27 protein-coding genes are annotated in these 23,380 nt (G+C 62.3%); 4 read left to right on the top strand and 23 right to left on the bottom strand.

Annotated features, from left to right (window positions below):
- Nucleotides 1-35: 35 nt before the first annotated feature.
- Together K7H91_RS16920 and K7H91_RS16925 are read left to right on the top strand one after the other, a co-directional pair.
- A complete protein-coding gene (locus K7H91_RS16920) occupies nt 36-1,559 on the top strand; it encodes a multicopper oxidase family protein (RefSeq protein WP_230721419.1) in 1,524 nt (507 codons plus the stop codon).
- A gap of 36 nt (nt 1,560-1,595) precedes the next feature.
- Nucleotides 1,596-2,606, top strand: a complete 1,011-nt coding sequence (locus tag K7H91_RS16925; protein ID WP_230721420.1) for an NAD-dependent epimerase/dehydratase family protein — start codon at nt 1,596-1,598, stop codon at nt 2,604-2,606.
- A 119-nt stretch (nt 2,607-2,725) separates the two neighbouring features.
- Here K7H91_RS16925 and K7H91_RS16930 read toward each other — a convergent pair whose 3' ends face one another.
- The 3 genes from K7H91_RS16930 to K7H91_RS16940 all read right to left on the bottom strand — a co-directional run bounded on the left by K7H91_RS16930 (nt 2,726) and on the right by K7H91_RS16940 (nt 6,034).
- Nucleotides 2,726-3,154, bottom strand: coding sequence for a CopG family transcriptional regulator (locus K7H91_RS16930; protein WP_230721421.1), 429 nt, complete (start codon nt 3,152-3,154; stop codon nt 2,726-2,728).
- A gap of 3 nt (nt 3,155-3,157) precedes the next feature.
- Nucleotides 3,158-5,143 carry a conjugal transfer protein TraG gene (locus tag K7H91_RS16935; RefSeq protein ID WP_230721422.1) on the bottom strand — a complete coding sequence of 662 codons (1,986 nt, stop codon included), beginning with the start codon at nt 5,141-5,143 and terminating at the stop codon, nt 3,158-3,160.
- A gap of 243 nt (nt 5,144-5,386) precedes the next feature.
- Nucleotides 5,387-6,034 (bottom strand): cation transporter, encoded by a 648-nt coding sequence (locus K7H91_RS16940; RefSeq protein WP_044410265.1) that lies wholly within the window; start codon nt 6,032-6,034, stop codon nt 5,387-5,389.
- A gap of 66 nt (nt 6,035-6,100) precedes the next feature.
- On the opposite strand from K7H91_RS16940, the gene K7H91_RS16945 reads away from it, so the two are divergent.
- Entirely contained in the window at nt 6,101-6,508 is a 408-nt protein-coding gene (locus tag K7H91_RS16945) for a MerR family transcriptional regulator (RefSeq protein ID WP_044410262.1), read from the top strand.
- Nucleotides 6,509-6,549: 41 nt separating this feature from the next.
- Here the strand turns inward: K7H91_RS16945 and K7H91_RS16950 are convergent, their stop codons facing one another.
- From K7H91_RS16950 to K7H91_RS17010, 13 genes are all read right to left on the bottom strand, one after another.
- Entirely contained in the window at nt 6,550-8,289 is a 1,740-nt protein-coding gene (locus tag K7H91_RS16950; protein ID WP_230721423.1) for a relaxase/mobilization nuclease domain-containing protein, read from the bottom strand.
- Between the two features lie 243 nt (nt 8,290-8,532).
- Nucleotides 8,533-9,300, bottom strand: a complete 768-nt coding sequence (locus tag K7H91_RS16955; protein ID WP_230721424.1) for a lytic transglycosylase domain-containing protein — start codon at nt 9,298-9,300, stop codon at nt 8,533-8,535.
- A 3-nt stretch (nt 9,301-9,303) separates the two neighbouring features.
- Complete coding sequence (locus K7H91_RS16960) at nt 9,304-9,639, bottom strand: DUF736 domain-containing protein (RefSeq protein WP_230721425.1); 336 nt, start codon at nt 9,637-9,639, stop codon at nt 9,304-9,306.
- Between the two features lie 48 nt (nt 9,640-9,687).
- Nucleotides 9,688-10,233, bottom strand: a complete 546-nt coding sequence (locus tag K7H91_RS16965; RefSeq protein WP_230721426.1) for a S26 family signal peptidase — start codon at nt 10,231-10,233, stop codon at nt 9,688-9,690.
- Complete coding sequence (locus K7H91_RS16970) at nt 10,230-10,751, bottom strand: DUF2840 domain-containing protein (protein ID WP_230721427.1); 522 nt, start codon at nt 10,749-10,751, stop codon at nt 10,230-10,232. Before K7H91_RS16970 ends, K7H91_RS16965 begins: the two co-directional genes overlap by 4 nt.
- Entirely contained in the window at nt 10,748-10,999 is a 252-nt protein-coding gene (locus tag K7H91_RS16975; RefSeq protein WP_230721428.1) for a hypothetical protein, read from the bottom strand. Before K7H91_RS16975 ends, K7H91_RS16970 begins: the two co-directional genes overlap by 4 nt.
- Complete coding sequence (gene parA / locus K7H91_RS16980; protein WP_230721429.1) at nt 10,996-11,634, bottom strand: ParA family partition ATPase; 639 nt, start codon at nt 11,632-11,634, stop codon at nt 10,996-10,998. Before parA ends, K7H91_RS16975 begins: the two co-directional genes overlap by 4 nt.
- A complete protein-coding gene (locus tag K7H91_RS16985; protein WP_230721430.1) occupies nt 11,631-12,806 on the bottom strand; it encodes a replication initiator protein A in 1,176 nt (391 codons plus the stop codon). The genes parA and K7H91_RS16985 overlap by 4 nt, the downstream gene beginning before the upstream one ends.
- A gap of 8 nt (nt 12,807-12,814) precedes the next feature.
- Entirely contained in the window at nt 12,815-13,087 is a 273-nt protein-coding gene (locus tag K7H91_RS16990; protein WP_230721431.1) for a helix-turn-helix transcriptional regulator, read from the bottom strand.
- A gap of 127 nt (nt 13,088-13,214) precedes the next feature.
- Nucleotides 13,215-13,691: a DUF2285 domain-containing protein gene (locus K7H91_RS16995; protein WP_230721432.1), complete on the bottom strand. Its 477-nt coding sequence runs from the start codon at nt 13,689-13,691 to the stop codon at nt 13,215-13,217.
- The gene (locus tag K7H91_RS17000) at nt 13,639-13,974 is read right to left on the bottom strand and encodes a transcriptional regulator domain-containing protein (protein ID WP_230721433.1); all 336 of its coding nucleotides are present in this window, start codon (nt 13,972-13,974) and stop codon (nt 13,639-13,641) included. The genes K7H91_RS16995 and K7H91_RS17000 overlap by 53 nt, the downstream gene beginning before the upstream one ends.
- Nucleotides 13,975-14,091: 117 nt before the next feature.
- The gene (locus K7H91_RS17005; protein ID WP_230721434.1) at nt 14,092-14,355 is read right to left on the bottom strand and encodes a DNA -binding domain-containing protein; all 264 of its coding nucleotides are present in this window, start codon (nt 14,353-14,355) and stop codon (nt 14,092-14,094) included.
- 125 nt (nt 14,356-14,480) lie between these two features.
- Nucleotides 14,481-14,741, bottom strand: a complete 261-nt coding sequence (locus K7H91_RS17010; RefSeq protein ID WP_230721435.1) for a helix-turn-helix domain-containing protein — start codon at nt 14,739-14,741, stop codon at nt 14,481-14,483.
- A gap of 155 nt (nt 14,742-14,896) precedes the next feature.
- Here K7H91_RS17010 and K7H91_RS17015 point away from each other — a divergent pair, with 155 nt between their 5' ends.
- Nucleotides 14,897-15,115: a helix-turn-helix domain-containing protein gene (locus tag K7H91_RS17015; RefSeq protein ID WP_024343470.1), complete on the top strand. Its 219-nt coding sequence runs from the start codon at nt 14,897-14,899 to the stop codon at nt 15,113-15,115.
- Between the two features lie 199 nt (nt 15,116-15,314).
- On the opposite strand, the gene K7H91_RS17020 is transcribed toward K7H91_RS17015, so the two are convergent.
- From K7H91_RS17020 to K7H91_RS17050, 7 genes are all read right to left on the bottom strand, one after another.
- Nucleotides 15,315-16,361, bottom strand: coding sequence for an IS110 family transposase (locus K7H91_RS17020; RefSeq protein ID WP_024343494.1), 1,047 nt, complete (start codon nt 16,359-16,361; stop codon nt 15,315-15,317).
- Between the two features lie 74 nt (nt 16,362-16,435).
- On the bottom strand, nt 16,436-17,092 hold the full coding sequence (locus K7H91_RS17025) for a cation transporter (RefSeq protein WP_024343495.1): 657 nt from the start codon (nt 17,090-17,092) through the stop codon (nt 16,436-16,438).
- A gap of 23 nt (nt 17,093-17,115) precedes the next feature.
- The gene (gene uppP, locus K7H91_RS17030) at nt 17,116-17,988 is read right to left on the bottom strand and encodes an undecaprenyl-diphosphatase UppP (protein ID WP_024343496.1); all 873 of its coding nucleotides are present in this window, start codon (nt 17,986-17,988) and stop codon (nt 17,116-17,118) included.
- 118 nt (nt 17,989-18,106) lie between these two features.
- On the bottom strand, nt 18,107-18,841 hold the full coding sequence (locus K7H91_RS17035; protein WP_024343497.1) for a cytochrome c biogenesis CcdA family protein: 735 nt from the start codon (nt 18,839-18,841) through the stop codon (nt 18,107-18,109).
- A 2-nt stretch (nt 18,842-18,843) separates the two neighbouring features.
- Complete coding sequence (gene lspA, locus K7H91_RS17040) at nt 18,844-19,368, bottom strand: signal peptidase II (protein ID WP_044411231.1); 525 nt, start codon at nt 19,366-19,368, stop codon at nt 18,844-18,846.
- Nucleotides 19,369-19,449: 81 nt separating this feature from the next.
- Nucleotides 19,450-22,503, bottom strand: coding sequence for a heavy metal translocating P-type ATPase (locus K7H91_RS17045; RefSeq protein ID WP_097142796.1), 3,054 nt, complete (start codon nt 22,501-22,503; stop codon nt 19,450-19,452).
- Nucleotides 22,504-22,632: 129 nt separating this feature from the next.
- The gene (locus tag K7H91_RS17050; RefSeq protein WP_024338471.1) at nt 22,633-23,181 is read right to left on the bottom strand and encodes an MAPEG family protein; all 549 of its coding nucleotides are present in this window, start codon (nt 23,179-23,181) and stop codon (nt 22,633-22,635) included.
- Nucleotides 23,182-23,380: the final 199 nt, after the last annotated feature.

Here is a 23,380-nt window from a genome sequence, read left to right on the forward strand (position 1 = left end):
TCGGAATTGAACGCGTTTTTGCTCAAGGTGTCAAAATGGCTCCACTCTCACGTCGCAGTTTCCTGGCATCCGGCGCTGCCGCCGGCATCATGGCGTCGCTTCCCGGCACCGTGTACGCGCAAGCTTCCACCAAGGCCAATGCGCTCACATTGCGCGCCGTGCGTCGCACGATCGAAGTCGACGGCCGTGCCGCCTCGGTCCTGGGTCTTGTCGACGGCTCCGGAAGGCCCGGACTGATTCTCGATCCCGGTCAGCGCTTTCGTGTCGACCTCACGAACGATCTCGATGTCGAGACCATCGTGCACTGGCATGGTCAGATCCCGCCGAACGCCCAGGACGGCGTGTCGAACACGAGCCCGATGATTCCGGTGGGCGGCAGCCGATCCTTTGATTTTGCGCCCCGTACCGGAACGTTCTGGATGCACAGCCATGTCCCGGCCCAGGAGGTCGATCAGCTCGCAGCGCCCCTGATCGTTCGAAGTGCCGAAGATCTGGCTGCTGACAGGCAGGAGGTCGTTCTCTTCCTGCATGACTTTTCCTTCCGCTCCGGCGAAGAGGTCCTTGAGGAGATCACGTCCGGCCGCGCGATGCCGCATGGCGAGGTGCAGGAAGGTAGCCACTCCATGGGAGAATTCCCGCGGCGGATCGTCGGGCATCACGAATCCGATCCGATGTCCATGCCAATGCCGAACGCGATGTCGGGCGGCATGGCGGGGATGGGCCACGACTCCGGAATGGAGATGGATCTCAACGACTTCGAATTCGATGCCTATCTCGCCAATGACCGGACCCTGGACGATCCCGAGGTGATAGCGGTCGAGCGGGGTGGACGCGTTCTCCTGCGTGCCATCAACGCGGCGTCGATGACGGCATTCTGGATCGATCTCGGATCGGTGGTCGGTCGCCTGGTTGCCGTCGACGGAGATGCCGTAGAGCCCATGGAAGGAACGCGCTTCGGCTTCGCTCAAGGGCAACGGCTCGACATCGAGATTGATATGCCAGCAGACGGATCGGTCTTGCCTGTCCTGGCCTTGCGCGAAGGCGCAACGCAAAGGACCGGTATCGTGCTTGCCCCGCGCGGCGCCGAGGTGCGACGCATCTCTTCCACGGCGGACGCCGAGCATCCGGCCTATTCCGGCGACATGACGACGGAGTTGGCGCTCCGTGCCCTCAATCCTCTCCCGGATCGGCCGGTGGACCGGACGCATATGGTCATGCTGGGCGGCCAGATGAGCCCTTATGTGTGGTCGCTCAACGGGCAACTCTGGGGCAGCCATACGCCGGTCGCGGTCATGTCGGGCGAGCGTGTCGAGATGATGTTCCACAACATGTCGATGATGGCGCACCCGATGCATCTCCACGGACACGCTTTCCAGGTCGTGGACGTCAATGGTCAGCGGATCGCCGGCGCCGTCCGTGATACGGTGCATGTTCCGCCGATGGGGATGGTGACGATTGCCTTCGATGCCGGTGAGGTCGCGCCTTGGATGCTCCATTGTCATCACATGGCGCACATGGCCGCCGGCATGATGAGCGAACTCGATGTCCGGTCGGCCTGATGCGCGCGCGGCCTTCGATCGGATCAGGCGCTGACGATGAGTAAACGGAGTGTCTTGATCGTCGGAGGCTACGGCCAGGTCGGACGCGCCATGGCGGCTCGGTTGCGGCAGATGGGCTGCACTGCCGTGACCATCGGCGGGCGGAGACGTGCGCCCGCCCAAGGCGTCGCGGAGAAGCTGGGCTATCGCTGGACGACGATCGACCTGAACGACGGGCGAACCTGGTCAGGAGCGCTTGAAGGAATAGACGTTGTCGTCGTTTGCATGGACCAGGATGGGCCGGCCTTCGCCGAAGCGGTTCTGGAGCGGGGTCTTGGCTATATCGATATCACGGCTTCTGACGACCTTTTCCGGCGGATTGAGGCGCTCGAGGCCTTTGCGATTGCGAGCGGTGGATGGGCCGTGCTTTCCGTGGGCCTCGCGCCTGGCCTGACAAATCTCATGGCGCAGGCCTGTGCAGACGGCATGGATCAGGTCGAGAAAATAGAGATCGGTATCCTCCTCGGTCTCGGGGATGCTCATGGAACGGCCGCGTTGAATTGGACATTGGAGAACTTGCGTCCGTATCCCTCATCCGCAATCCGCAGGATCGCGTTCGGAAGCCGATCTGTTCAACGAGCATCTGTCCCGTTCGATTTCGCGGACCAGCACGTCCTGATGCGGCGCCACGGCTATGAGCGCGTGACGACGCGCCTTGCGTTCGATACGCCGCTTGTGACGGCAGGGGGATTGCGTCTTCTCGGTCACCTTGGTCGGATCCAGGGGATGCGCGGCGTTATGAGATGGCTGTTTTCAAAGTTTCGGGTCGGATCGGACCGGGTGGGATTGTCGGTCACCGCCGTTGGTCGAACGCAAGGAAAGCCGTTTCGACGTTTCATGTCATTCGAGGCCAGGAAGGAAGCGGAGATCACTGCGCTGATGGCATCTCAAACAATCGTGCTCATGCTTGATGAGCCGCCGCAGACCGGCATCCATCATCTGGAAGAAATCCGCGGGATTGATGACTTTGCTGATGGTCTGCGAGGCGAGGGTAGCGTCCTTGCCTAAAGGTAGCCCCTAACATGGATACCCGACGGTCGGCAGAAATCCTGTGATGGCCTCATTGGCATGATAGGAAATTGCCAAGGCGTTCCCGTCCGGCCATTTCACACGAGTTCGTTTTGGCCTCACCTGGCCTCTCTCTCCACGTCTTCCGGTATCTCCTGCCGAAGCTTCGGTCCCTTGGCGATACGGCGGCCGAGCGCGGTGATGAAAGACTCGTAGCGCTCTGCGGCCCTGGCGCGAGCTGCCTGGGCGGCCGGTTCCGGAAGTGCCGGCGTTGTGGTGAGCCAGAATCTAACGAAGACGGCCAGCGTTTCGATAGAGATACCGAGATCTCGTTCCAGACGGGAGATGCGCCTGTCGATCTGATCCAGCCGGTTGGCAATGACGGCCTCGCGCCTTTCAGCATCGTCGGGTGAAAGAAAGGAGGCGATCGCCGCCTCCGCGATCATCGACTGCGATTGCTCGCGCCGCGCTGCATAGTCCGACAGCATCGCCATGATGTCCGGGTCAAGATAGACTGAGATCTGCGTCTTTTTCTTTCGAGCAGACATGGGCTAGAGATCCATCCCATCGTTGGGGTCGAGCGAAACCTGTCGCGCCACGCGCTGCATCGTGCGGTTCATTCGACTATTGCGCGCGACTTCTTCCTGATCATCATCGAAGGGGTCGATCTCGAATTCGTTTTCGATTGGCTCCTTTTTCTCGACGGGCTGGGCGCGGCCGAGCTCCGGCTGGCGGCGCCGTTCGGAATCGGTGGTATCCTCGTCGTTGCCAGCGTTGCCAGATCGGTCGGTGTGAAGCGTCGGCTTGGGCGGTAGTGGCAACGCGCTCCATTCGTCTTTTTCGGCTTCGGCAGGGTCCGCTATGGATGGCGGTGGCAGAATGCGCTCCTCGAAACGGCGGTCCTCAAAGTAGCGAACCTTCTTCGCGCGGATCGGCGATATGCCAGCGACCATGACGATTTCGTCCGCTGGCGGGAGTTGCATGACCTCACCTGGCGTTAGCAGCGGCCTTGCGGTTTCCTGCCGCGACACCATCAGATGGCCGAGCCAGGGTGAAAGCCTGTGCCCCGCATAGTTCTTCATCGCCCGCATCTCAGTCGCTGTACCGAGCGCATCACTCACCCGTTTCGCGGTTCGCTCGTCATTGGTGGCGAAGCTCACCCGGACGTGGCAATTGTCGAGGATCGAGTTGTTCGGCCCGTAGGCCTTCTCGATCTGGTTCAGCGACTGCGCTATCAGGAAACTCTTGAGCCCGTAGCCTGCCATGAAGGCGAGCGCGCTCTCGAAGAAGTCGAGGCGGCCGAGTGCTGGAAACTCGTCCAGCATCAGCAGCAATTTGTGCCGCGCGGTTCTGGCCTGCAGGTCTTCGGTCAGCCGCCGGCCGATCTGATTAAGGATGAGGCGGATGAGCGGTTTGGTCCGATTGATGTCGGAGGGCGGTACGACAAGGTAGAGTGTCGCCGGGCGCTTGCCGCCTACCAAATCAGTGATGCGCCAGTCGCAGCGGCGCGTCACCTTCGCGACGACAGGATCGCGGTAGAGCCCGAGGAACGACATGGCGGTAGAAAGGACGCCGCTGCGTTCATTGTCGGACTTGTTAAGGAGTTCGCGGGCCGCGCTGGCGATAACCGGATGCGGCCCGGCTTCGCCAAGATGCGCCGTCTTCATCATGGCGGCGAGCGTGGATTCAATGGGGCGTTTCGGATCGGACAGGAGAGCGGCGACGCCGGCGAGTGTCTTGTCCTTTTCCGCATAAAGGACATGGAGGATGGCGCCGACCAAAAGTGCGTGGCTGGTCTTCTCCCAGTGATTGCGCTTTTCCAGCGAACCCTCGGGATCGACGAGGATGTCGGCTATGTTCTGAACGTCGCGCACCTCCCATTCGCCGCGTCGAACTTCGAGCAAAGGATTGTAGGCGGAGGACTCGGGGTTGGTTGGATCGAACAGGAGCACGCGGCCGTGCCGGACGCGAAAGCCTGCCGTGAGCTGCCAGTTCTCCCCCTTGATGTCGTGGACGATGGCCGAGCCCGGCCAGGTCAGAAGCGACGGAATGACCAGACCGACGCCCTTGCCCGAGCGGGTCGGCGCGAAGCACAACACATGCTCCGGTCCCTCATGCCGAAGATAGTCGTCCTTGAGCTTACCCAGGACGACGCCATCGGGGCCAAGCAGACCGGCAGACTTGATCTCATCAGCTTTCGCCCATCTTGCCGATCCATAGGTGAAAACGTTCGGCGCCTCGCGAGCACGCCAGACCGACATAAGAATGGCTACAGCAATTGCCAGGAAGCCGCCCGAGGCAGCAATGATGGCTCCCTCAATGAAGATCGGAGGGGCATAGGCATCGTAGAAATACCACCACCAGAAGAACGCGGGTGGATAGTAAATCGGCCACCCTCCGACTTCGAACCAGGGCGCGCCGAGTTGCGCCTGAAAGCCTAGGCGCCAGGCGGTCCACTCTGTCGCCGCCCAGGTAGTGGTGAGGACGATGGTGAAAACGACGAGGATTTGCCCCCAGAGAATTTTCGTACCTGACATGGTTCCAGTCTCGCGCAAATATCGGAACGCTGAGCGGCAAGATCAGGGACAACAAGTCCATTTTCTCACGGATCGTAAGAACGGCGACCAACGGATAAACAACGGCGGGAGGGACGGAAACTTAAGAAAACAATTCGTCAGTTGAAATGGGGCACCGATTATTGGCTGCGAAATTGGTCAGGTGATCGCAGCGTGGGACCTGCAGCGCGTACTAGGGTCTCCACGGATCAACGAGACGGCTTTTTACCGCAACATGTGGACGCCATGAACGCGCCCGGCCTCCCGCCACTCGCGCGAGGCGTCTCGGAGGATGGTGGCGGCGCCGTGGATCGCGAGCACTGCCATGAGGCTGGCTACGACGAAATCCGGCCAGCCTGTTCCGGTGCCGAACACGCCCAGAGCTGCGAGCAGAACGGCCACATTAGCGACCACGTCGTTTCGGGAACAGATCCACACAGAGCGCATGTTGGCATCCCCTTCTCGAAAGGCCGTCAACAGGAACAGACATGCGACATTCATCACCAATGCAAGCGTGCCGATTATCCCCATCGTAGCCGCATGAGGCACCGAGCCGTTGGCCAAGTGCCAGACAACGGTCGCTAGTACCCAGAGCCCGAAGATCCACATCGACGCTCCCTTCACCCATGCCGCTCCAGCGCGCCAACGCAGGCTTGACCCGAAAACAGCCAGGCTGATGGCGTAGTTCGCGGCGTCTGCAAAGAAATCCAGCGCATCGGCCTGAAGCGCCGCGGAGCCGGCGACAAGGCCAGCCACGATCTCGGCGATAAACATCCCGGCATTGATGGCGAGGACGATCCAGAGCACACGGCGAAAGCGCGGTGAGCCGTTGTTGGACGACGAGGCACAGGTTTCGGATGAGCAGCAGGCCATAGGCGAGTCCTATATTTTCGATTTTGCGCTATTCTCTAGCGTCTATAGTAACTATAGGGTCAAGCGATGCGTGACGACGGCTATCAAATTGGCGATCTTGCGCGGCACACGGGCACGAAGGTCGTGACGATCCGCTACTACGAGAAAATCGGCCTCTTGCCCGAAGCCGGGCGCAGCGCTGGAAACTACCGCGTCTATGGTCAAGCTGAATTGGACCGGCTTCGCTTCATTCGTCGATGCCGGGCGCTGGGCTTCTCTCTGGATCAGGTGAAGGAACTTGTCGCTCTGTCCTCGGACGAGGAACGCCCTTGCGCGGAAGTTGACGCCTTGACCCGAGAGCATCTCGACGAGATCGAGCGCAAGATCGCCGATCTCAAATCTCTTGCCGACCAGCTTCGTCGCATCAGCGCAAGCTGCGACGGTGCGACCCACATTTCGAATTGTCGCATCATCGAGGCGCTCAGCGAAACGTGAGACTGATGGCGACCTGACAAGCGTCGGCGCGTCTGCGAGTACTACCGCCCCAGCCCCCGCTTGCGGCCGAAGCTCCAATCTACACCACCGTCGCCGCGCGCGACGCCGGAGATATGGCGGCCGAGATGTTTCTCCATCGATGGCGTCCAGGGCACGAGCTGGAAGCCGAGCCCGTCGTCGATCATCGCGAAGCGACCAGAGGCGAGCGTCAGGCGCTGGCGATAGGCGCCGGCGACATGCTCGCCGGCACCTGCACGCTGGAACGGTTGTCCGGTCTTCGCCGCTAGTTTCTCGCCGATTTCGTCCAACTCGCGCCGGCGGAGCGTGTCGATGAGATTGCGGCTGAAGACGATGCGCCGCCCCTGCCGCTGGGCCAAGCCTTCCCCGATGAGGTGGTCGGCCCGCCTGTCGAGAGCGTCGCGTACTTCCCCGCCAAACCCGTTTTCTGACAGCGCGGCCGGCTCGCGCGCGATGTTCTGCCGGTCGAGCCAGGTCGCACCCGATGCCGTCACCTGCCGTTCGATGTCGAGATCGGAGCGCACCGCGAGCGCGATCCGCCGCTGGCCGCGGGAATCGTCATAGGCGCGCAGCTCGACGATCGAGCCCGGCGCGCTATCGCCGGCGGCGCTGAGATCGGCGAGCTTGAAGTGATGGGATCGACCGTCGATGCCGTCGACCACGGCATAGGCCGTGCCCTTGATCTCATCATCGAGGCCGCGCTCGACCAGACGCCCGACGATGGGCGCGTCGAGGCTTTCGGCTGCCAACACGTAGTCCGCCGATCCACGCTCAATGCCGCGCTCGGTCAACGCGCGGTGCATGCGCCTGATGATGTCGCCGCGCTCCCCGAGTTCACGCAGCATCGCCTCGGCCTTGTCGCCGATCATCCATTGACCGGGGCCGACCTGCTCGGCCAAGCCGAGTGTTTCCAGCTTGCGCAGGCGCCCGACCTTCAGCGCATGGAATTCATCCGGTTGTTCGCCCGGCGGCGGAGCGAGGTCGATCACTCCGGTGCGCCGGCCATCGCGCACAAGCTGACGGTCGAGCTGGGTCCAGCGCTCGGTCTCGATCTGGTTTTCGAGGGTCCGTCGGATATCGAGATCGGTGCGCGGGCCGAGTTCCTGGGTGATGAGATCGCGTGCGCGGTCACGCATGCCTTCCTTGATATAGTCCCGCGATATCACGAGGTCCTCGCCGTCGTCGCGTTTGCCGCGCACGATCAGATGGATATGCGGGTATTCGGTGTTCCAGTGATCGACGGCGACCCAGTCGAGTTCGGTGCCGAGATCCTTCTCCATCTGTCCTACGAGATCGCTGGTTAAGGATCGCAGGTCCGACATCTCCAGAGCATCGTCGGGCGAGACGATGAAGCGGAAATGGTGCCTGTCGTCCTCGCAGCGCTCGGCGAAGGCCCTGCCGTCTGCTTCTTCCTCTCCCGGCCCGAACAGGCGCGCCTTCTCCCCGTCTCGGGTGACGCCGTCGCGGCGCAGATAGTCGAGATGGGTGCCGAGCGACGCCGTCCGGCCGGAATGGCGAACCACGCGCGCCTTGATGACCGCGCCGCGCGAGCGCGCGGTGATGAGACGATTGGCCTGGATACTGGCGCGCTGGCCGTGGCCGAAGCGCGAGCGGTTGCCGGACGTGATGCGCCCGGATCGCGAGACGCCGCCGCCTGCCTTCTTCGCGGCCGCCAGCGCCTGGGCGATGAAGGGACGCGCCGCCTGCGCACGGGTCGAACGGATACGGCCAGGCCGAATGCGGAACTCGCGATCATCGGCCATGGCATCGCTCCGCAATGTGCGGAAAACCCAGTAAATCTAGGATGTTGAACGCTCGGCGCACATTGCGGCAGAGCCGGACAATGTGCGGAGCGTCCAAGAAAATCCCACAAAAACAACCGACCGACCGGCGCGCAATGTGCGCCCTTTTATCCTGCCATCGGTCGGTTGTGATTCCTGCCGCTACCGCTCGCGTAGTCCATGACACGCCAGAGCCCGAGATCCTGCGATGAGGACTGCAACGCGTCATGGGTCAGCCCCCGTATCATCCTGCGCAATGACGATGGTCTTCGGGTGGGAATGATCCTCGATATCGCGCTGCACCGGCACGGAAGCAGAGGTGCCATCCGTCTGCTTGACTATGGCGCGGTCCGCGACTGTCCGGCGGTCAACTGAGCGCGGGACGAACAGCGGCGCCTCGCGCCAGTCGGGCGGCGGTGATGGCGCAGCCGGAGCGCCGGGCGACGGCACCGTTGCGCCCAGCGCCGGTGCAAGCAGATCGACATAGGCGCGCGTTTCGGCTGGCAATGGGCGGCCGGTCGCGAGGTATTCGTCATAGCGATCCGGCCCCGCATTGTAGGCCGCCAGCATCGCCGGGATCGTGCCGTAACGGTCGTACATCTCGCGCAAATAGGCGGCGCCCGCCAGGATGTTGTCGCGCGGGTCGAAGGGATCGGAGCCGAGACGATGTCGAATCCGCAGATCATCCCATGTCGCCGGCATGACCTGCATCAACCCTTGAGCGCCGGCATGGGAGACCGCGCGCGCATCGCCTGCGCTCTCTGCGCCCATGACGGCGACAATCCAGCGTTCGGGAATGCCGAACCGCTGCGCCGCCTTGGCGATATGGGCGGCAATGGGATCGCGGAATTCGGGTCGCCCGGCGGGCGCCGGCTGTGCGGATGCGTTGCCGGTGTCGAGCGTGGTGACGACCAAGCCGGAAAGGAGAAAGAGCACGATGCGGCCGCAGGGACCGCACCGCCGCAATGTTGCTGACGGACCGATGAGCGGCATCGATCAGTCCTGCTCGTCACGCTTCTTCGGACGGGTCCAGTGCAGACCCCAGTCATGTCCATCCTCGTCCGACTGGAACAGCCGGGCACGCACTGGAAACGCGAATGCCGGGTCATCGAGGACGACGGAGATGAACGTGCCGGCGCGGTCGCCGGTATGTTTCCAGCCGGCGCCGACCTCGGGTCCGGTCTCGTCGCCGAGATGAACGCGGTAGGCCGGCGCGTTCTCGCTGTCGGCATTCTCGGCCGTGACGAAGGTGAGTGCGCAGTCGAAGGACAGCGAGCGCATGCGACCGCTATAGCCGCTTTCCGTGCGCGTGAATTGTCCGATTTGGGGCATGGTGAACACCTGTTTGAATGCGGTGGGATTGCGGGAAGGCGTGCGTCGTCACCGCGTCGGCGCGCGCCACACGAAGCGGCCATCGCCGTCTTCGTCGGTGTAAAGAGGGACGGCCCGGCCAATGACGGTCGTCGCCGGAAGCGGTCCGAAATACCGCCCATCAAGGCTGTCGGAGACTTGCCAGTTCATGAGAAAAAGTTCGTCGGCGGCGACGGTGCGGCAGCCGCTCCAGACCGGCAGTGGGCGGTCCAGGCGATCGCGGTCGCGGGCCTCGCCCATCGCGATTCCGTCGACCGTGATGGTGCGGCCGATCCGGCATATGCGCTGTCCCGGCAGCCCGAGGACGCGCTTCAGGATCGGCAAGTCGCGGCCGATATAACCGCGCTCGACCATGAAGTCCTCGAGCGGCTCGGGCGGCATCACGGCGACCAGATCGGGGACGTCGAGATGCGCGGCGGGTTCGATGCGGTAGAGCCCGATCGGTGCGCTGGCCGACACATTCCAGACGAGCTTGAGCGAGGTCGGAACGATGGCGGCCGCGGTTACGCCCATGGCGGTGAAGTAGGTCAGCATGACGTAGCCGAAGCGGGTCATCGTTCGATCTCCCGCCGCTTGAGCCAGGCCTGGTGGCGCTCCTGCGTGTAGGGACGCGGCTCGTGGCCGGCGCTCATCCGGTGCGCCACATGGCGCCAGTGATCGGGGGCGGCGTCGCAGGGATCGACGTCCGAGGCTTCCACCGCGTCGATGTGCTGGAGCACCTTCTCGACCTTCGGCCAGCCTTCGATCTTGAGCAGGATTTCGGCGCCGGGGCGCACGAAGGGAAGCGTCTGATAGGCGGAGCCCGGAGCGACCGCGCGCAGGATGTCGATGCGCGAGATGACGGTGCCGTAGTCGTTCGCCGCCCAACGCACGAAGGCGAAGACGGCGCCCGGCCGGAAGGAGACGACCCGTCGGCGGCGGTCGATGATTCGCTCACCGGCCTCGCGGCCAAAGCGAATCCAATATTCGATCCCGCCCTCGATCCAGGTCAGTTCGACATGCGTGAGTGCGTCGGAAGTGTGGGCGGACGGCATCGGGCCGGCGCCGACACCTGCGGCTGTGGCGCCGGTCATGAGGGGTCTCCTTCGCGCTTGGGGAATTCGCGTTCGAGCAACTCGCGCAGCATGTCGGCGACGGTGACGCCGCGCTGGAACGCGGCGATCTTGATGCGCCCGCGCAGCTCGGGCGTGATGTCGATGGTCAGGCGGGCGGTGAACCCGGACCGCTTGCCGTCACGGGGAGCGGCATCGTCGGACCTGATCCACTGCTCGGGATCGCCTGGTCTCGTGGCGAAGGCGCGGCGGTTTGGACGGTCGCTCATGGTGCGAGCCTTCCGATCTCGGCCGCGAGCGCCGACACTTCCCGCGCGGCGATGCTGTCTGCATCGCACTCGCAAACGAGGCGGCCGGACCGCGCGGCCGACGCAAAGATGACGCGCTGGCCGATCGTCGCGCGCAGCGCGGGAGGGTCCTGGTCGGCGAGCGCATCACCGGTCTCGCGCGCGATGATGGTTCGTGCCGGACAACGGTTGAGGACGAAGCGCACGGCGAGCTGCGGACGGAATATCCGCGCCTCCTCGATCAGGCGCAGGATCTCCGCCGAGGCCCAGCCATCGAGAGGTGACGGCTGCACCGGAATGAGGATGACGTCGGCGGCAAGCAGCGCCGAGCGCATCAGCCCCGCGACGCGCGGCGGACCGTCGATGACGACATTGTCGGCAGTGCGGGCGAGTTCAGGCGCTTCGTGGTGGAGCGTATCCCGCGCCAGGCCAATGACGCCGAAACGTCGCGGCAGACTCTCGTGGCTGCGCCTTTCCGACCAGTCGAGTGCCGATCCCTGCGGGTCAGCATCGATCAGGGTGACAGTGCGTCCGCCTCGTGCCCATTCGCCGGCGAGGTGCAAGGCGAGCGTCGTCTTGCCGACACCGCCCTTCTGATTGAGGAACGCCGCAATCATGAAGCGTCTCCCGCACCAGTACGGGCCGGACCGCTCTTGGAGACAGCATCGTCATCGCGTTCGGAGACCGCCGTCTGCTGCCTGCGTTCATCCTCTTTTCGGTGTGTCGGAGAGTGGTTCTCCCCAGAATGCCCGCCCCTACAAAAGTTAGATTCTTTGTTAGATTCTAAGTTAAGGGGTCGATTTCCGCTTTCTGCGGAAGAGGTTAGATGCGGTTTGGGTTCCCGATAGCACGATGGGTCGGTTCCCGATGGCACGATAGTGCGGGTTCCCGATAGCACGACGGCTTCCACAGCCTGTCCACAGGGCGCCGGCTCGAAGGCGAGCAGCGTACGGCCGCCCGCCTCGATTTCGAGAAACAGGGAGTAGCCTGGCAGCGGCTGGCGCTGGATGATCGCGCGGAGTTCGAAGGCGAAGCGCTTGAACGGCGAGAGGCTTCCGGATTTGACGTAGAGGTGCTGGAAGTCGAACCGCCATCCGCGCTTCTGCCTGCCGCCATGCTTGCGCACGATCCGGTAGAGCCAGCGTTCGATACCGCCCGTGAGGCCGAAATAGGCGCGGTCGATGGTGAGGACGAGCGCCTCGTCCAGCACCGCTTTATAGAACCAATCCGGCACGATGAGCTCGATCCCGTCGGGATTGCCGAATGCATCGGCGCGCTCGGTCCATTCGTTGATCCAGGAGAAGCGATGCGTGCGCCGACCGGTCGCTGGTGCAACAGAGTTGGGCTCATTGCGGCTTCGAGGATTCGCCGGAGGTTGCCGCAAGGTGGTCGCGACCGTGGTCGATTGAAGGCGGTCGAGCGCGGCCCTCAGCCGGCGATAGTCGCGCGCGCCGGTGCCACGTCCGATGAAGGTCAGGATTTGGTATGGGGTGGTTGCGATCAGGCGCGACGTGCGAAAGCCGTTGTCGCGCGCCTCGACGATCTGGCTAGCCGCCCAGATCAGGATGTCCGCATCCCAGATCGTGGCCATGCCGTGCTCGGGCACGGCTTCCACGCGGATGGCGATCTCGCCGGTGCGGAAGTCGATCGGCTCGACGCGGTGGGATTTGGATAGAGAGAAAAATGGATAGGCCATGAGGTCCTGCGCATCGCGCGGCGCGAGATCGCTTGGCAGAGCGCGGAACAGCTCAAGCTGCTCCCGTTCCGATCTGCGAGGGCGCGCCGTCATGGGAGTAATCAGCGGTTCTCGGCAGACGACGGATCGTCATGACGTTTGGCCGGAAGGACCGTGCCGACGCCGGGGTCGGAGGTGGATCGCTTGGCGCCACGTTCCGCCCAGGCCTGCAGGTCGTCGACGGAATAGACGACACGACCACCGAGTTTGCGGTAGGCAGGACCGGTCCCGTAGGTGCGGTGCTTTTCGAGGGTTCGGGCGGAAAGGCTGAGAAAACGGGCCGCCTCGGGCGTTCTCAGATAGCGCGGCGGGATGCCGGCGGTGGCTGCGGACATGATCGTGCCTCCGTGATCCTTGTTGGCGCCGCCGGATATCGGCGGGGCGTCAGGGTCACGGTGGCGGAGAAGAAAGGGCGTGGGGGAGTGCGAAGATTCTAAAGAAAATTCGCACCCTCGTCGGTCGCTAGCCCTGATCGGGTCGGTGGCCGAGAAGAAGGCGGCGATAGCCGCCCGCCACGAGATCGAGACCAGAGGCGGTGCGACGCATCACGGTGTCGCGCAAAGGAGTGGACTTCCAGGTGATGGCGTTGACTGGAGCGGCGCCGAAGACGGCCTCGGCGATCTCCTGATAGGTGGCGCCTGCTTGGCGTGCGTCGATTGCGCGGAGGCTTTCGATGAGTCGTTGCCTGCGTTGCGGCGTCAATCGCGTGTCAGGCGAACTCCGGTGATGGAGGACAGCATCGCGGAACCGAACAATTGCATCGACTCGATCCTGCATGAACTGGTCGACGAGCGTAACTGCCGCGACCGGTCCGTCGGGCGCTCTGCCATCGAGGCAGATTGCCACGAAGTGCTCGGTGTCGATCACGAAGTGAATATAGAGACCTTCATCCGATGTTCGGGCATCGGCTGGAACGACCTTGAAATTCACGGTGGTCATGTTTGGCCCCTGCTGAGGGGCGAAGATCAGGACGCTCGGGTCGACGGCAGGGCTCCAGAAGATGTCGGCATTGGGCGCGGACAAGTTCGGCGCTATCGGGAAAGCGCAACCCCCAGTGCGCCGCCAGCGCTGTCGCGGCGCGATCGTCCGCCGGATCGGAAGCCGAGACTTCCTTTTCGTATTCGGGGTTGCGCCTGAGGAACTCCCAGGCGAGTTCGGAAGGATTAAGACCGTTCAGATATCGATAGTCCGTCGGGTCGCGCCAGTTCGTTTCCGCCACCATGCCGATTTCCTCCCCGACTCTACGCGGTGGTTCGCAGGTCGTTGGAAGATCGCGTTAAAATTGAAACTTGGATAGCCGGGCAACCGGCATATAGAGATGCGTTTTGCGCATCACCTGTCAGTGATAGGCGGATCGAAGAAGATCGCGGTAGCCGTTCTCCGTCATCCAATGCGCGCGGTCGAGATGTGTCTGGTGAACGTGTTGAGCTCGCTCGGGCTGCACGTCAGGATCGAGACCAAAGATGATGCGCACAGCTTCAGCCCAATGCGCGGCGTCGGCCTCCGCATCAAGCAAACGAAGATAGGTCGCGAAATGCGCACGATCGTATTCGGTCAGGTTTTCGCTATGCGGCGGCTCGTCCAGAAAGTCAGCTTGCCCCATCTGTCCCCCAGTCTCTTGGCGCGAGGCCTCGGTTCATATGGTTAACGTAAATTGACAAAATTTGTAGAGGCGCGCCGAAAAATCGCTGCGAAAGGTGTGGCGCATTGCGCCTGACACCTCCGTCGTCAGGCCAGCGCTCCTGACTTACTAGGTCTCGCGGCATCGACAATCATCACTCCTTCGCCTCGGTCAGAGGACAGGAAGACGATGCCCGCGGCTTCCAGCGCCCGGCGAATCTGGTCGCATGTGCTCTCATGCACCTTGAGTCCGTTGACGGACTCGAGGCGCTTGAGCGCGGTCAGCGAAACCAGGGCCTTCTCTGCGAGCATCTCTTGTGTCCAACCGAGCAATGCGCGCGCGGCCCGTGCCTGTCGGGCGGTGATCATGCATGATCACCTCCTACAGACCTCGGCATTCACGCCACTAAAACGACTTCTCTATTCGGGCCAATCGGATAGCGAGGCTTCCCGCGCGCTCCGCTGGCTCATTTACATACTATAGTTGATAAACTCAAAGTATGTAAATCACGATCCTCCTGCGCATGGATATGCGCAAATTGGTCGGCCGGAACTTCGCCCGCCTGCGTCGGGAGAAAGGCCTGACCCAGGAAGAGGTCGAAGCGCGCTCCGGTTTCAGTCAACAGTATCTCAGCAGCCTTGAACGCGGCCGGAGGAACCCGACCGTGATCACGCTTTATGAATTGGCTCAGGCCCTCGGCGTCAGCCACATGGAATTGGTCCGGCCCGACGATCAGCTTTGAGCCGTATTCCCGCGAGGATCATGCTTCTCTTCGTGGTCGGCACGAGGCCGCCACAGGATGGGATCAGAAGAGCCGGCGGAGCAATCTATAATGCGGCTTCGCGTTGGACATGCCGACGCTGCCAAGTCGTATTTGCGAACTCACCGTCCCTCGTCCCCTCGCAGGGAGACGCCTCAGTCAGACTTGCGCCTGACCGAACCTATGTCAGAGGAGCGGCGGCCTCTGGCCGCTTACCCCAGTCGAACTCAGTTCCATCCACCCACATGCGATGCAGTATGACACCGATGCGGCGAGCGAGGGCGACGATCGCCTTCTTGTGGCCTCGACGTCGCGAGACCTGAGCAGCCCAAGCCTTTAGGGTGGACCAGCGTTTTACGCGAGTCAGTAGCACCTGTGCTGCCTCGTAGAGCGCGCTGCGCGTCATGGCGTCACCCCATCTCGAAATGCGGCCGGTGCGATCCACTTCGCCGGATTGGTGCTTGCGCGGCGTCAGACCAAAATGGGCACCAACGGTTCGCGACCGAGTGAAGCGAGATGGGACATCGACCGTTGCCCGGAAGATGAGCGCTACGAGCGGGCCGACCCCCGGCACCGTCATAAACCGGCGCGAAACAGTGTCGTCCCGCGCGAGACGGACAAGCAAATCGTCCAACCGACCGAACTGCTCCCGCAGCGATCGCCGCGCCAACAGGAGCGTATCAGCGACTATGTGTAGGTCGCTTCCTGCGATCAGTTCCCGTACTCGCGGCTCGAAATCGCGCGCCGTGACTTTGCCGAGGTGATATCCGAAGTTTCGGATGAGACCACGGATTTCATTTTCAACATCCTGGAGCTTGTTTCGCAGGAGTTGGCGGGCCGTCAGGACGGTCCGAAGGCGCTGGCTTGTCGGCGTCTTGACGTGGACGGGTTTGAAGAGGCCGACGCGCATCATCTGCGCGATTCCGCGCGCATCATGCCGGTCGGTCTTGTTGAGTTGCGCGGAGAGAGCCGCCTTCATGTGCCGGGTCTCTACACACACGATGGGAATGCCGGCTTCGGCTAAATGCCCATAAATGTGCTGAGACAGCATCCCTGCTTCGAGACCGACGCGGACGACTGGAAGCGGGAGCGACAGGATATGCTGCGCAATCTCTTCCGGATTGGATGAAAGCTTTCGTTCATGCGCTACCTGCCCATCGGCGTTGACAACGCAGAGATTGATTGTTCGGGCGGAAACATCCAGCCCAATATAATAGCTTTGAGACATGCCGAACTCCTCCGAATCAAGAGTCGACACGTCTCATAACCAATCTACAGACCATTTTGTAAACTACGACTATTTCAGTCGTTCTCGGGACTAGACTGGCCCTTGGGCCGCGACGAGCCATCACCTATTGCATCGTGCGCCTCCTTCAGGATATTCCAGCCACCCTTGAGCACGATGCCGCCAACCAGCAACCCGATGATTAGGTCAGGCAGCGGGGACGCGAAGAACATGACCGCGGCACCCGACGCGACAATGCCGGCGTTCGCCAGCATATCGTTCGTCGTAAAGATCCAGGACGCTTTGAGATGCACACCTCGATCCCGATGCGACCGCAGCAGTTTTAAGCAAACTACATTAAGCGCGGCATTGGCGAGAGCCGTGACGATCATGGCGAGGCCGATTGGCTCGGCACCCACGAAGAAACGGCGAAGCACCTCCACGAACAATGCAAGTCCAAAGGCGATCAGAAGCAAACCCGAAAGACGCGCCACTCGCACCTTTGCCACGATCGTCCGGCCGACGGCATAAAGGCTGACGGCATAAACGCCGGCATCTCCCAAATTATCCAGGGCGGCACCCAAGAGACCTGTCGAGTCTGCGATAACGCCGACGACACCGGCCACGATCACCTGCAAGAAGTTTATGGCAAGAACCCAGATAAGAGTCCTGCGTTCGGCGGCATTGCTCGCGTCAAGCTCGATTTCACCTTCTTCTTGTTGTTTTTCACTCATACACGTTTCCGATATTTTGCATCTCAAGTGAAATAGCCCAAAGCAACCGCCCAGATGAGTACGATACCGAGAACACCTCGGTAAATAACAAACGGCCAGGCGGAAAAACGCTCGAGAACGCGCATCAGCCCCCAAATCGCACAGAACGCGGAAATAGAAGCCACGACGAGCCCGACAAGAAGTAGTGACCAGCCGTCGGCGGAAAGCTGCACTTTGTGGAGTTCCCAGAGCTCCTTGAAGCCAGCCAGGGCGATTGCCGGCAGGCCAAGAAGGAATGAGAACCGCGCCGCCTCATCTCGCTTCAGGCCGAGGGCGAGCGCCGCAGTCAAAGTCGAGCCTGAACGCGAAACGCCAGGAATCAGCGCTCCGATTTGAGCAATTCCCACGATCATTGCATCGATGGCCGATGTGTTCTCAAGCGTTCGTCGGTGCCGGGCAAAAATCTCCGCGAGCGCCAGGAGGACAGCCATGACGATGCACGCCCAGCCGATGACTTCGAGAGTACGAAGCGGCGAGCCGCACGCGTTCAACGCTCCAGACAAGGAAAGGCCGGCAATACCGATCGGGATCGTGGCAAGGAGAATTCCGACCGAGAAGCGGAAGTGTCGATCTCGGAAATCCCGATTTGCGACGGCACGCAGCGAATTGGTGGCTAGTTGGCTCACGTCGCTCCAGAAATAACTGACGACTGCAGTAAGCGCTGCAAGCTGCATGGCGGCTGAAAAGGCTGAGCCAGGATCCTGCCAACCGAGCAGCGCAGGCACGATCCGCATATGGGCGGTCGAAGAGATCGGTAGCAACTCGGTGATGCCTTGGACAAGTCCGAGCAGGGCGACCTTGCCATAGCCTAGCGCCACGAATCCGGTGTCGACGCCTTGAGTACACGCTCCCGTCATTCTGGCTCCCGGTTGTTGCGCGGCGCGGGCGCGCCCCGATGAATCACGCGCCAAAGTTCGGCGGGGGTTCTGAAGCCGACTGACGAGTCGCAGCAATTCGCGGCAGCCAGCGAGTCCCTCAACCGATCGCTCCCAGCATCGGAAACGTCATCAGCATCCAAATGGCGATCTCCTGCAACCTCCCGGTCATCATCAAAACGCCGACGCCGATCATGACCGCACCACCGCCGATGTTCAGCGCGGCACCGACGCGGCGCATGCGCTTCAATGCGGCTGCCGCGTTTCCCATGAAGAGGGCCGTGAGGAGAAACGGCACACCGAGGCCGAGGCCGTAAGTTCCGAGAAGAATCGCGCCGTTGCCTGATGACGTCGCGGTTACCGTGAGGATGGAGCCCAATACCGGGCCAATGCAGGGCGTCCAGCCGAAGGCAAAGGCGACACCCAGCAGGAAGGCGCCGACCGGTCCATTGACCTGGCGCGGTCCGTTCCATCGGCGGTCGGTCATGAGTATCGGGAGGCGAAGGAGCCCCGTCATCGCCAAACCGAAGACAATGACCAGAGCTCCGCCGATCAGGTTGGTTTCCATCTGGAAGCGTTGGAGAAGGCCGCCGAGGGCCATCGCGCTGACTCCAAGCAGCACGAATATGGTCGTGAACCCGAGCACGAACAGCAGCGCAGGGCGGAAGATGTGAAGCCGGGATACCGCATCACTGCTGCCGGTCGTGCCGGCGCCACCAGCGACATAGGACAGGTAGCCCGGCACGAGCGGCAGGACGCAGGGTGAAAGGAAGGAGATAGCGCCGGCAGCGGCCGCTGTCGCCAGCCCGAGCAACGATATTTCCAGCGCCGCCATGCTCAGCGCTTCCCGTTGCTAAGCGGCTCCTGCGTGCGAAGCACCGGTTGGGTCGAAAAAAGCGATCCAGCCAGGAGCAGCGCGACGCCAATGCTGATTGCAACATCCGCCATGTTGAAGGTCGGCCAATGCCAGTTGCCTATGTGAAAATCGAGAAAGTCTGTCACCGCGCCTTGATGCACGCGGTCAACGATGTTGCCGGCGGCGCCGCCGGCGATCAAACCGAGAGCCGTTGCTTCAATGGTCCTGCGGGTCCGCATTGCCCAAACGAGAAGACCGACCGTGATCGCCACTTTGATCCCGGCCAACACCAACGGATGCTCGAGGAAGACATCTTGGAACATCCCGAAGCTGACTCCGGTGTTGAAGCCGAGCGTCAGGTTGAAAAAGGGCACAACCTCGATCACGCGTGGCGGGACCATGACGGCATTTATGATCAACCACTTCGTAGCAACGTCGAAAAGAAGCGCGGCCACAAATGCGCCGCCAACCCATATCGCGATATTTCTAGCGGGACGTTCGGCCACGATGATTCCTTGTGTTCTTCGGGTTCTGATCGGCATTTCTGTCGTCAGCGGCCGCCCCAATACAGGGCGGCCGCTATTGGCTCAATGCGCAGTTGCAGGGCGAGCCACAGTGGAATGCTGGCGCTCCTGTGCTCGAACCTTTGCGCCGCCGACTGGGCCACCATCTCTCTGGCGCTGTTCCCGATTGAGGAGCCGCAAACCGTTGAGAACGACCAGCAGGGAGGCCCCAACATCGGCGGCGATCGCGCCCCAAAGGGATGCGAGACCGATCACCGTCAGCACTGTGAACAACAGCTTCACGGCGATCGAGAAGGCGATATTCTGCCGAATGACGGCGAGCGTGGCTCGTGAATGGCGCACGAGCCAGGGAAGTCTGGAGAGGTCGTCCGACATCAGGGCGACGTCTGCCGTTTCGATGGCTGCGTCGCTCCCCATTGCGCCCATGGCAATGCCGAGATTGGCGCGGCCCATGGCAGGGGCGTCATTGACCCCGTCACCCACCATGGCGACGACGCCATAGCGCCGAACCAGGTCCTCGACGGCCGTGACCTTGTCGCCGGGCAGAAGTTCCGCGCGAACTTCATCAATGCCGGTCTGCTTGGCAATCGCCTCGGCGGTGGCCCGATTGTCGCCTGTCAGCATCACCACTTTTTCCACGCCCGCCCGATGCAGCGCGGTGACGATATCCTTGGCTTCAGCCCTCACAGCATCGGCAACAGCGATCAGTCCCCAGACTTCCTGGCCGTCGCCAACGGCGACAATGGTCCGGCCAGCGCCGGAAAGTGTGTCGGCGCGTTCCAGGATGGCCGGTGAGCCGACCGCGCGTTCATCGAGGTAGCGGCGTGACCCAAGCCAGACTTCGCGACCGGAGACGCGGCCGGTCATGCCGCGACCCGTGATGGCCTGGACGGCCTCGGCCGGTTGTGCGGCAATGCCGTTTTCTGTTGCCCTCGCCAAAATAGCGCGGGCGATGGGGTGCTCGCTGCGCGCCTCGAGGGCTGCTGCTAACCGAAGAAGGTCATCCTCGTTTCGGCTGCCGAGCGCCAAGATCTCCACGACCTGAGGACGTCCTTCGGTGAGCGTCCCCGTCTTGTCCATGGCGATTGCTTTCAAGCGCGCCGGCGTCTCGAGATGGACGCCGCCTTTCACCAACACGCCCTGCTTCGCAGCTCCCGCAAGGGCAGCCACAATGGTCACGGGCGTCGAGATGACAAGGGCGCAGGGGCAGGCGATCACGAGCAATACGAGGGCGCGATAGAACCAAACCTCCCAGCCACCACCGAGCAACAGCGGCGGCACCAAAAAAACGGCTATCGCGAGCGCCATAACGACGGGCGTATAGACGCGTGCAAATTTCTCGACCCACTGCTCGCTGGGAGCCCGCCGGCCCTGCGCGGAGCCGACCATGCGGATGATCTGCGCGAGCGTGGTATCGCTTGACGCCTTGGTGGTCACGACGTCCAGCGCGCCTTCGCCGTTGATGGTGCCTGCAAAAACGTCGTCTCCTTCCGATTTGAAGACCGGGACGCTTTCGCCGGTGATCGGTGCCTGGTTGACCTCACTCTCTCCGGCGGCCACACGGCCGTCGAGCGGTACTTTATCGCCAGGTCGAATAATGATGTGCGAACCGACACGGACTTCGGCTGCCGGCACGTCTCTCTCCGTGCCGTCTTCAAGCATGATGCGCGCGGTCGGCGGCGCGAGCTCCATCAGGGCCGCCACGGCCCGCCGCGCTCGGCCGAGGCTCCAGGCCTCGAGAGCAAGGGCGAGCGCGAAGAAGAACGAAACCGTTGCGGCTTCGAACCAAGCGCCAATTCCGATCGCACCCACGACGGCGATCACCATCAGGAGGTTCATGTCGGGACGCAGGCGCCTGGCCGCGAGCCAAGCCTTCGGGGCCACGTAACGCACAGCACAAAGCGCGGCGAGCGTATAGAGAATGACGCTTAGCAGCGGCGTTGCACCTGCACCATGTTCGCCTGCCTCGAAGGCCGCGATGATTCCACCTCCGACCCAGGCGTGAACCGCAAATCCGATCGCGACGAACAGGCCGCTCGCAGCAGTCAGCCATGATTGAATGCGTCTGCGCCGCTCTTCTGCCCGTGCCCCTTCGCTGGTGGCGCCCTCGGTCCAGGGCTCCGCCTGCAGGCCGGCGCGTACAACGGCCTTCTCGATCTTGGCCTCCAAGGCGGCGTCAGGCGCCATGTCGATCGACATGCGGCCGTTAAGAAGGTCGAAAGCGAGCTTGTCCTCACCAACGAGCGGGCCGACTTCGCGCTTCAGGGCGGCGATCTCGTCGGCACAATCCATGCCATGGATTCGATAGACAACGCCGCCAGGCAGATTGATCGGCGGCGGGCTGAGGGCTTCCTTCACGTTGGTCGCGCAACCGCACGCGGATCCTGCGGCATCGCAGGTTGCCTGCTCAGCAACGGCCGGCGCTGTCCACAGCTCAGCCCGCATCCCGGTTCGCGCGACCGCCTGTTCGATCTCTTGGAGGGTTGTCCCGCTCTGAGGTGCAATGGTCATCGCACCCTGCGAAGTGTCGAAGGCGAGCTTATCCTCGCCAACGAGCGGTCCCAGTTCCCTGGTCAGAGCAGCCACCTCATTCTTGCAGTCGAGGCCGCGCACACGCAGGAGCATGGTTTCGGCCGAACCATCCTGGATGAGAGAGCCTGACATCCCGGTTCTTGAGATGCCGCTCACGAGTTCGTCGATCGAGGCACGGTGCTGAGGCGCGACCGTCATCAACCCCTTTGCTGTGTCGAAGGCGAGCCAGTCCTCACCGCCAACCAGAGGGCCGATTTCGCGCTTGAGCATCGCGACCTCGTTTTTGCAATCGAGGCCCTCGACCTTGAACAGCCACGCCGACGCGGAGGACTTATCCAGCTCAGCCAGCAATTGTGCCCTCATTCCAGTGGTAGCGACCGCCTGCTCAATGGTATCGAGTGCCGGAGCGGTCAGGCCCGCGACCTCCATGACACCGCCCTTGGTGTCGAACGACAACTTGTCCTCGCCACCGACGACGGGACCGACCGCGGCACGAAGCATCCGAACTTCGTTCTGACAATCCAAGCCCTCAACCTTGAAGCGTAACGTGCCTAAGGTGCTTCTAGCCTCGGCTTCAATAGTCATTGCGGTCTCCTAAATTTGCTTATTCTCTCGAGCCCGGCTCGAATCCTTTCACGCACCATACATTCTGTAGTGGCTACAGGAGCAAGAGGCCTTTCAATCGTTTTTTGCCGTCCAAGCGAGCGACAGACGTCAGCGTCCGGCGGCTATCAGCCCGACCACAATTCCATAGCTCGCGATTATTGAGGCGCCGGTGAGCGCCATGCCAAAAGCCCGGCCTGAGACTCGTTTGGCGTAGCCGAATGCAAAGGTGATGCGGCCAACCAGAAACAGAGCAACCAGCAGCGGTATGAGCACCAGTTCGGTTTCTCGCAGAAGCGCTGCTAGGGTCAGATGTGCGCCAAAAGCCAGTACTGTCTGCTCCAATGAATTCTGCAGCACCGCGGCACGCACGGCGATTGCCGGGCTGGGTTTGCCGAACGCCGAGCCCCGTATATCCGCCGGCGAATAGAACCTGCCTCTGCTCACCGCGCCGACGCAGCCGGCCAGCCAGAGAAACATGAGAATACTCGCCTTCAACGTGAACGCGATCCGCTCACCGAAGTCCATCTCTGGGCTGAGGCCGAACAATTCAGGAGGCAGCCAGGCATAGCCAACCACAAGGACGACCGCCGCGAAGGCGAGCGCGACGGCTGAGGCTCGGACAATGCCCACCTGGTCAGAACTGAGCCTCTTGAACACTGTCCTTGCTCCTTGTCGTCCTCCGCCGCCTGCCTGTGGTGATGAAAGACCGGGGGCGACCACTCATCGCGCGTGGGTTCACACGCCCCGATCATAGGTATATAAATCCTGTAGTAACTACAGAATCAACCCTTGCGAGGGGTCGAGGCCGTGACTGAACCCGGTCGCCGTAACAGCGGTCACGGCCACTTGGTGCCGA

The sequence above is a fragment of the Martelella mediterranea genome (genome assembly GCF_021021415.1).
Lineage (GTDB): Bacteria > Pseudomonadota > Alphaproteobacteria > Rhizobiales > Rhizobiaceae > Martelella > Martelella mediterranea_C.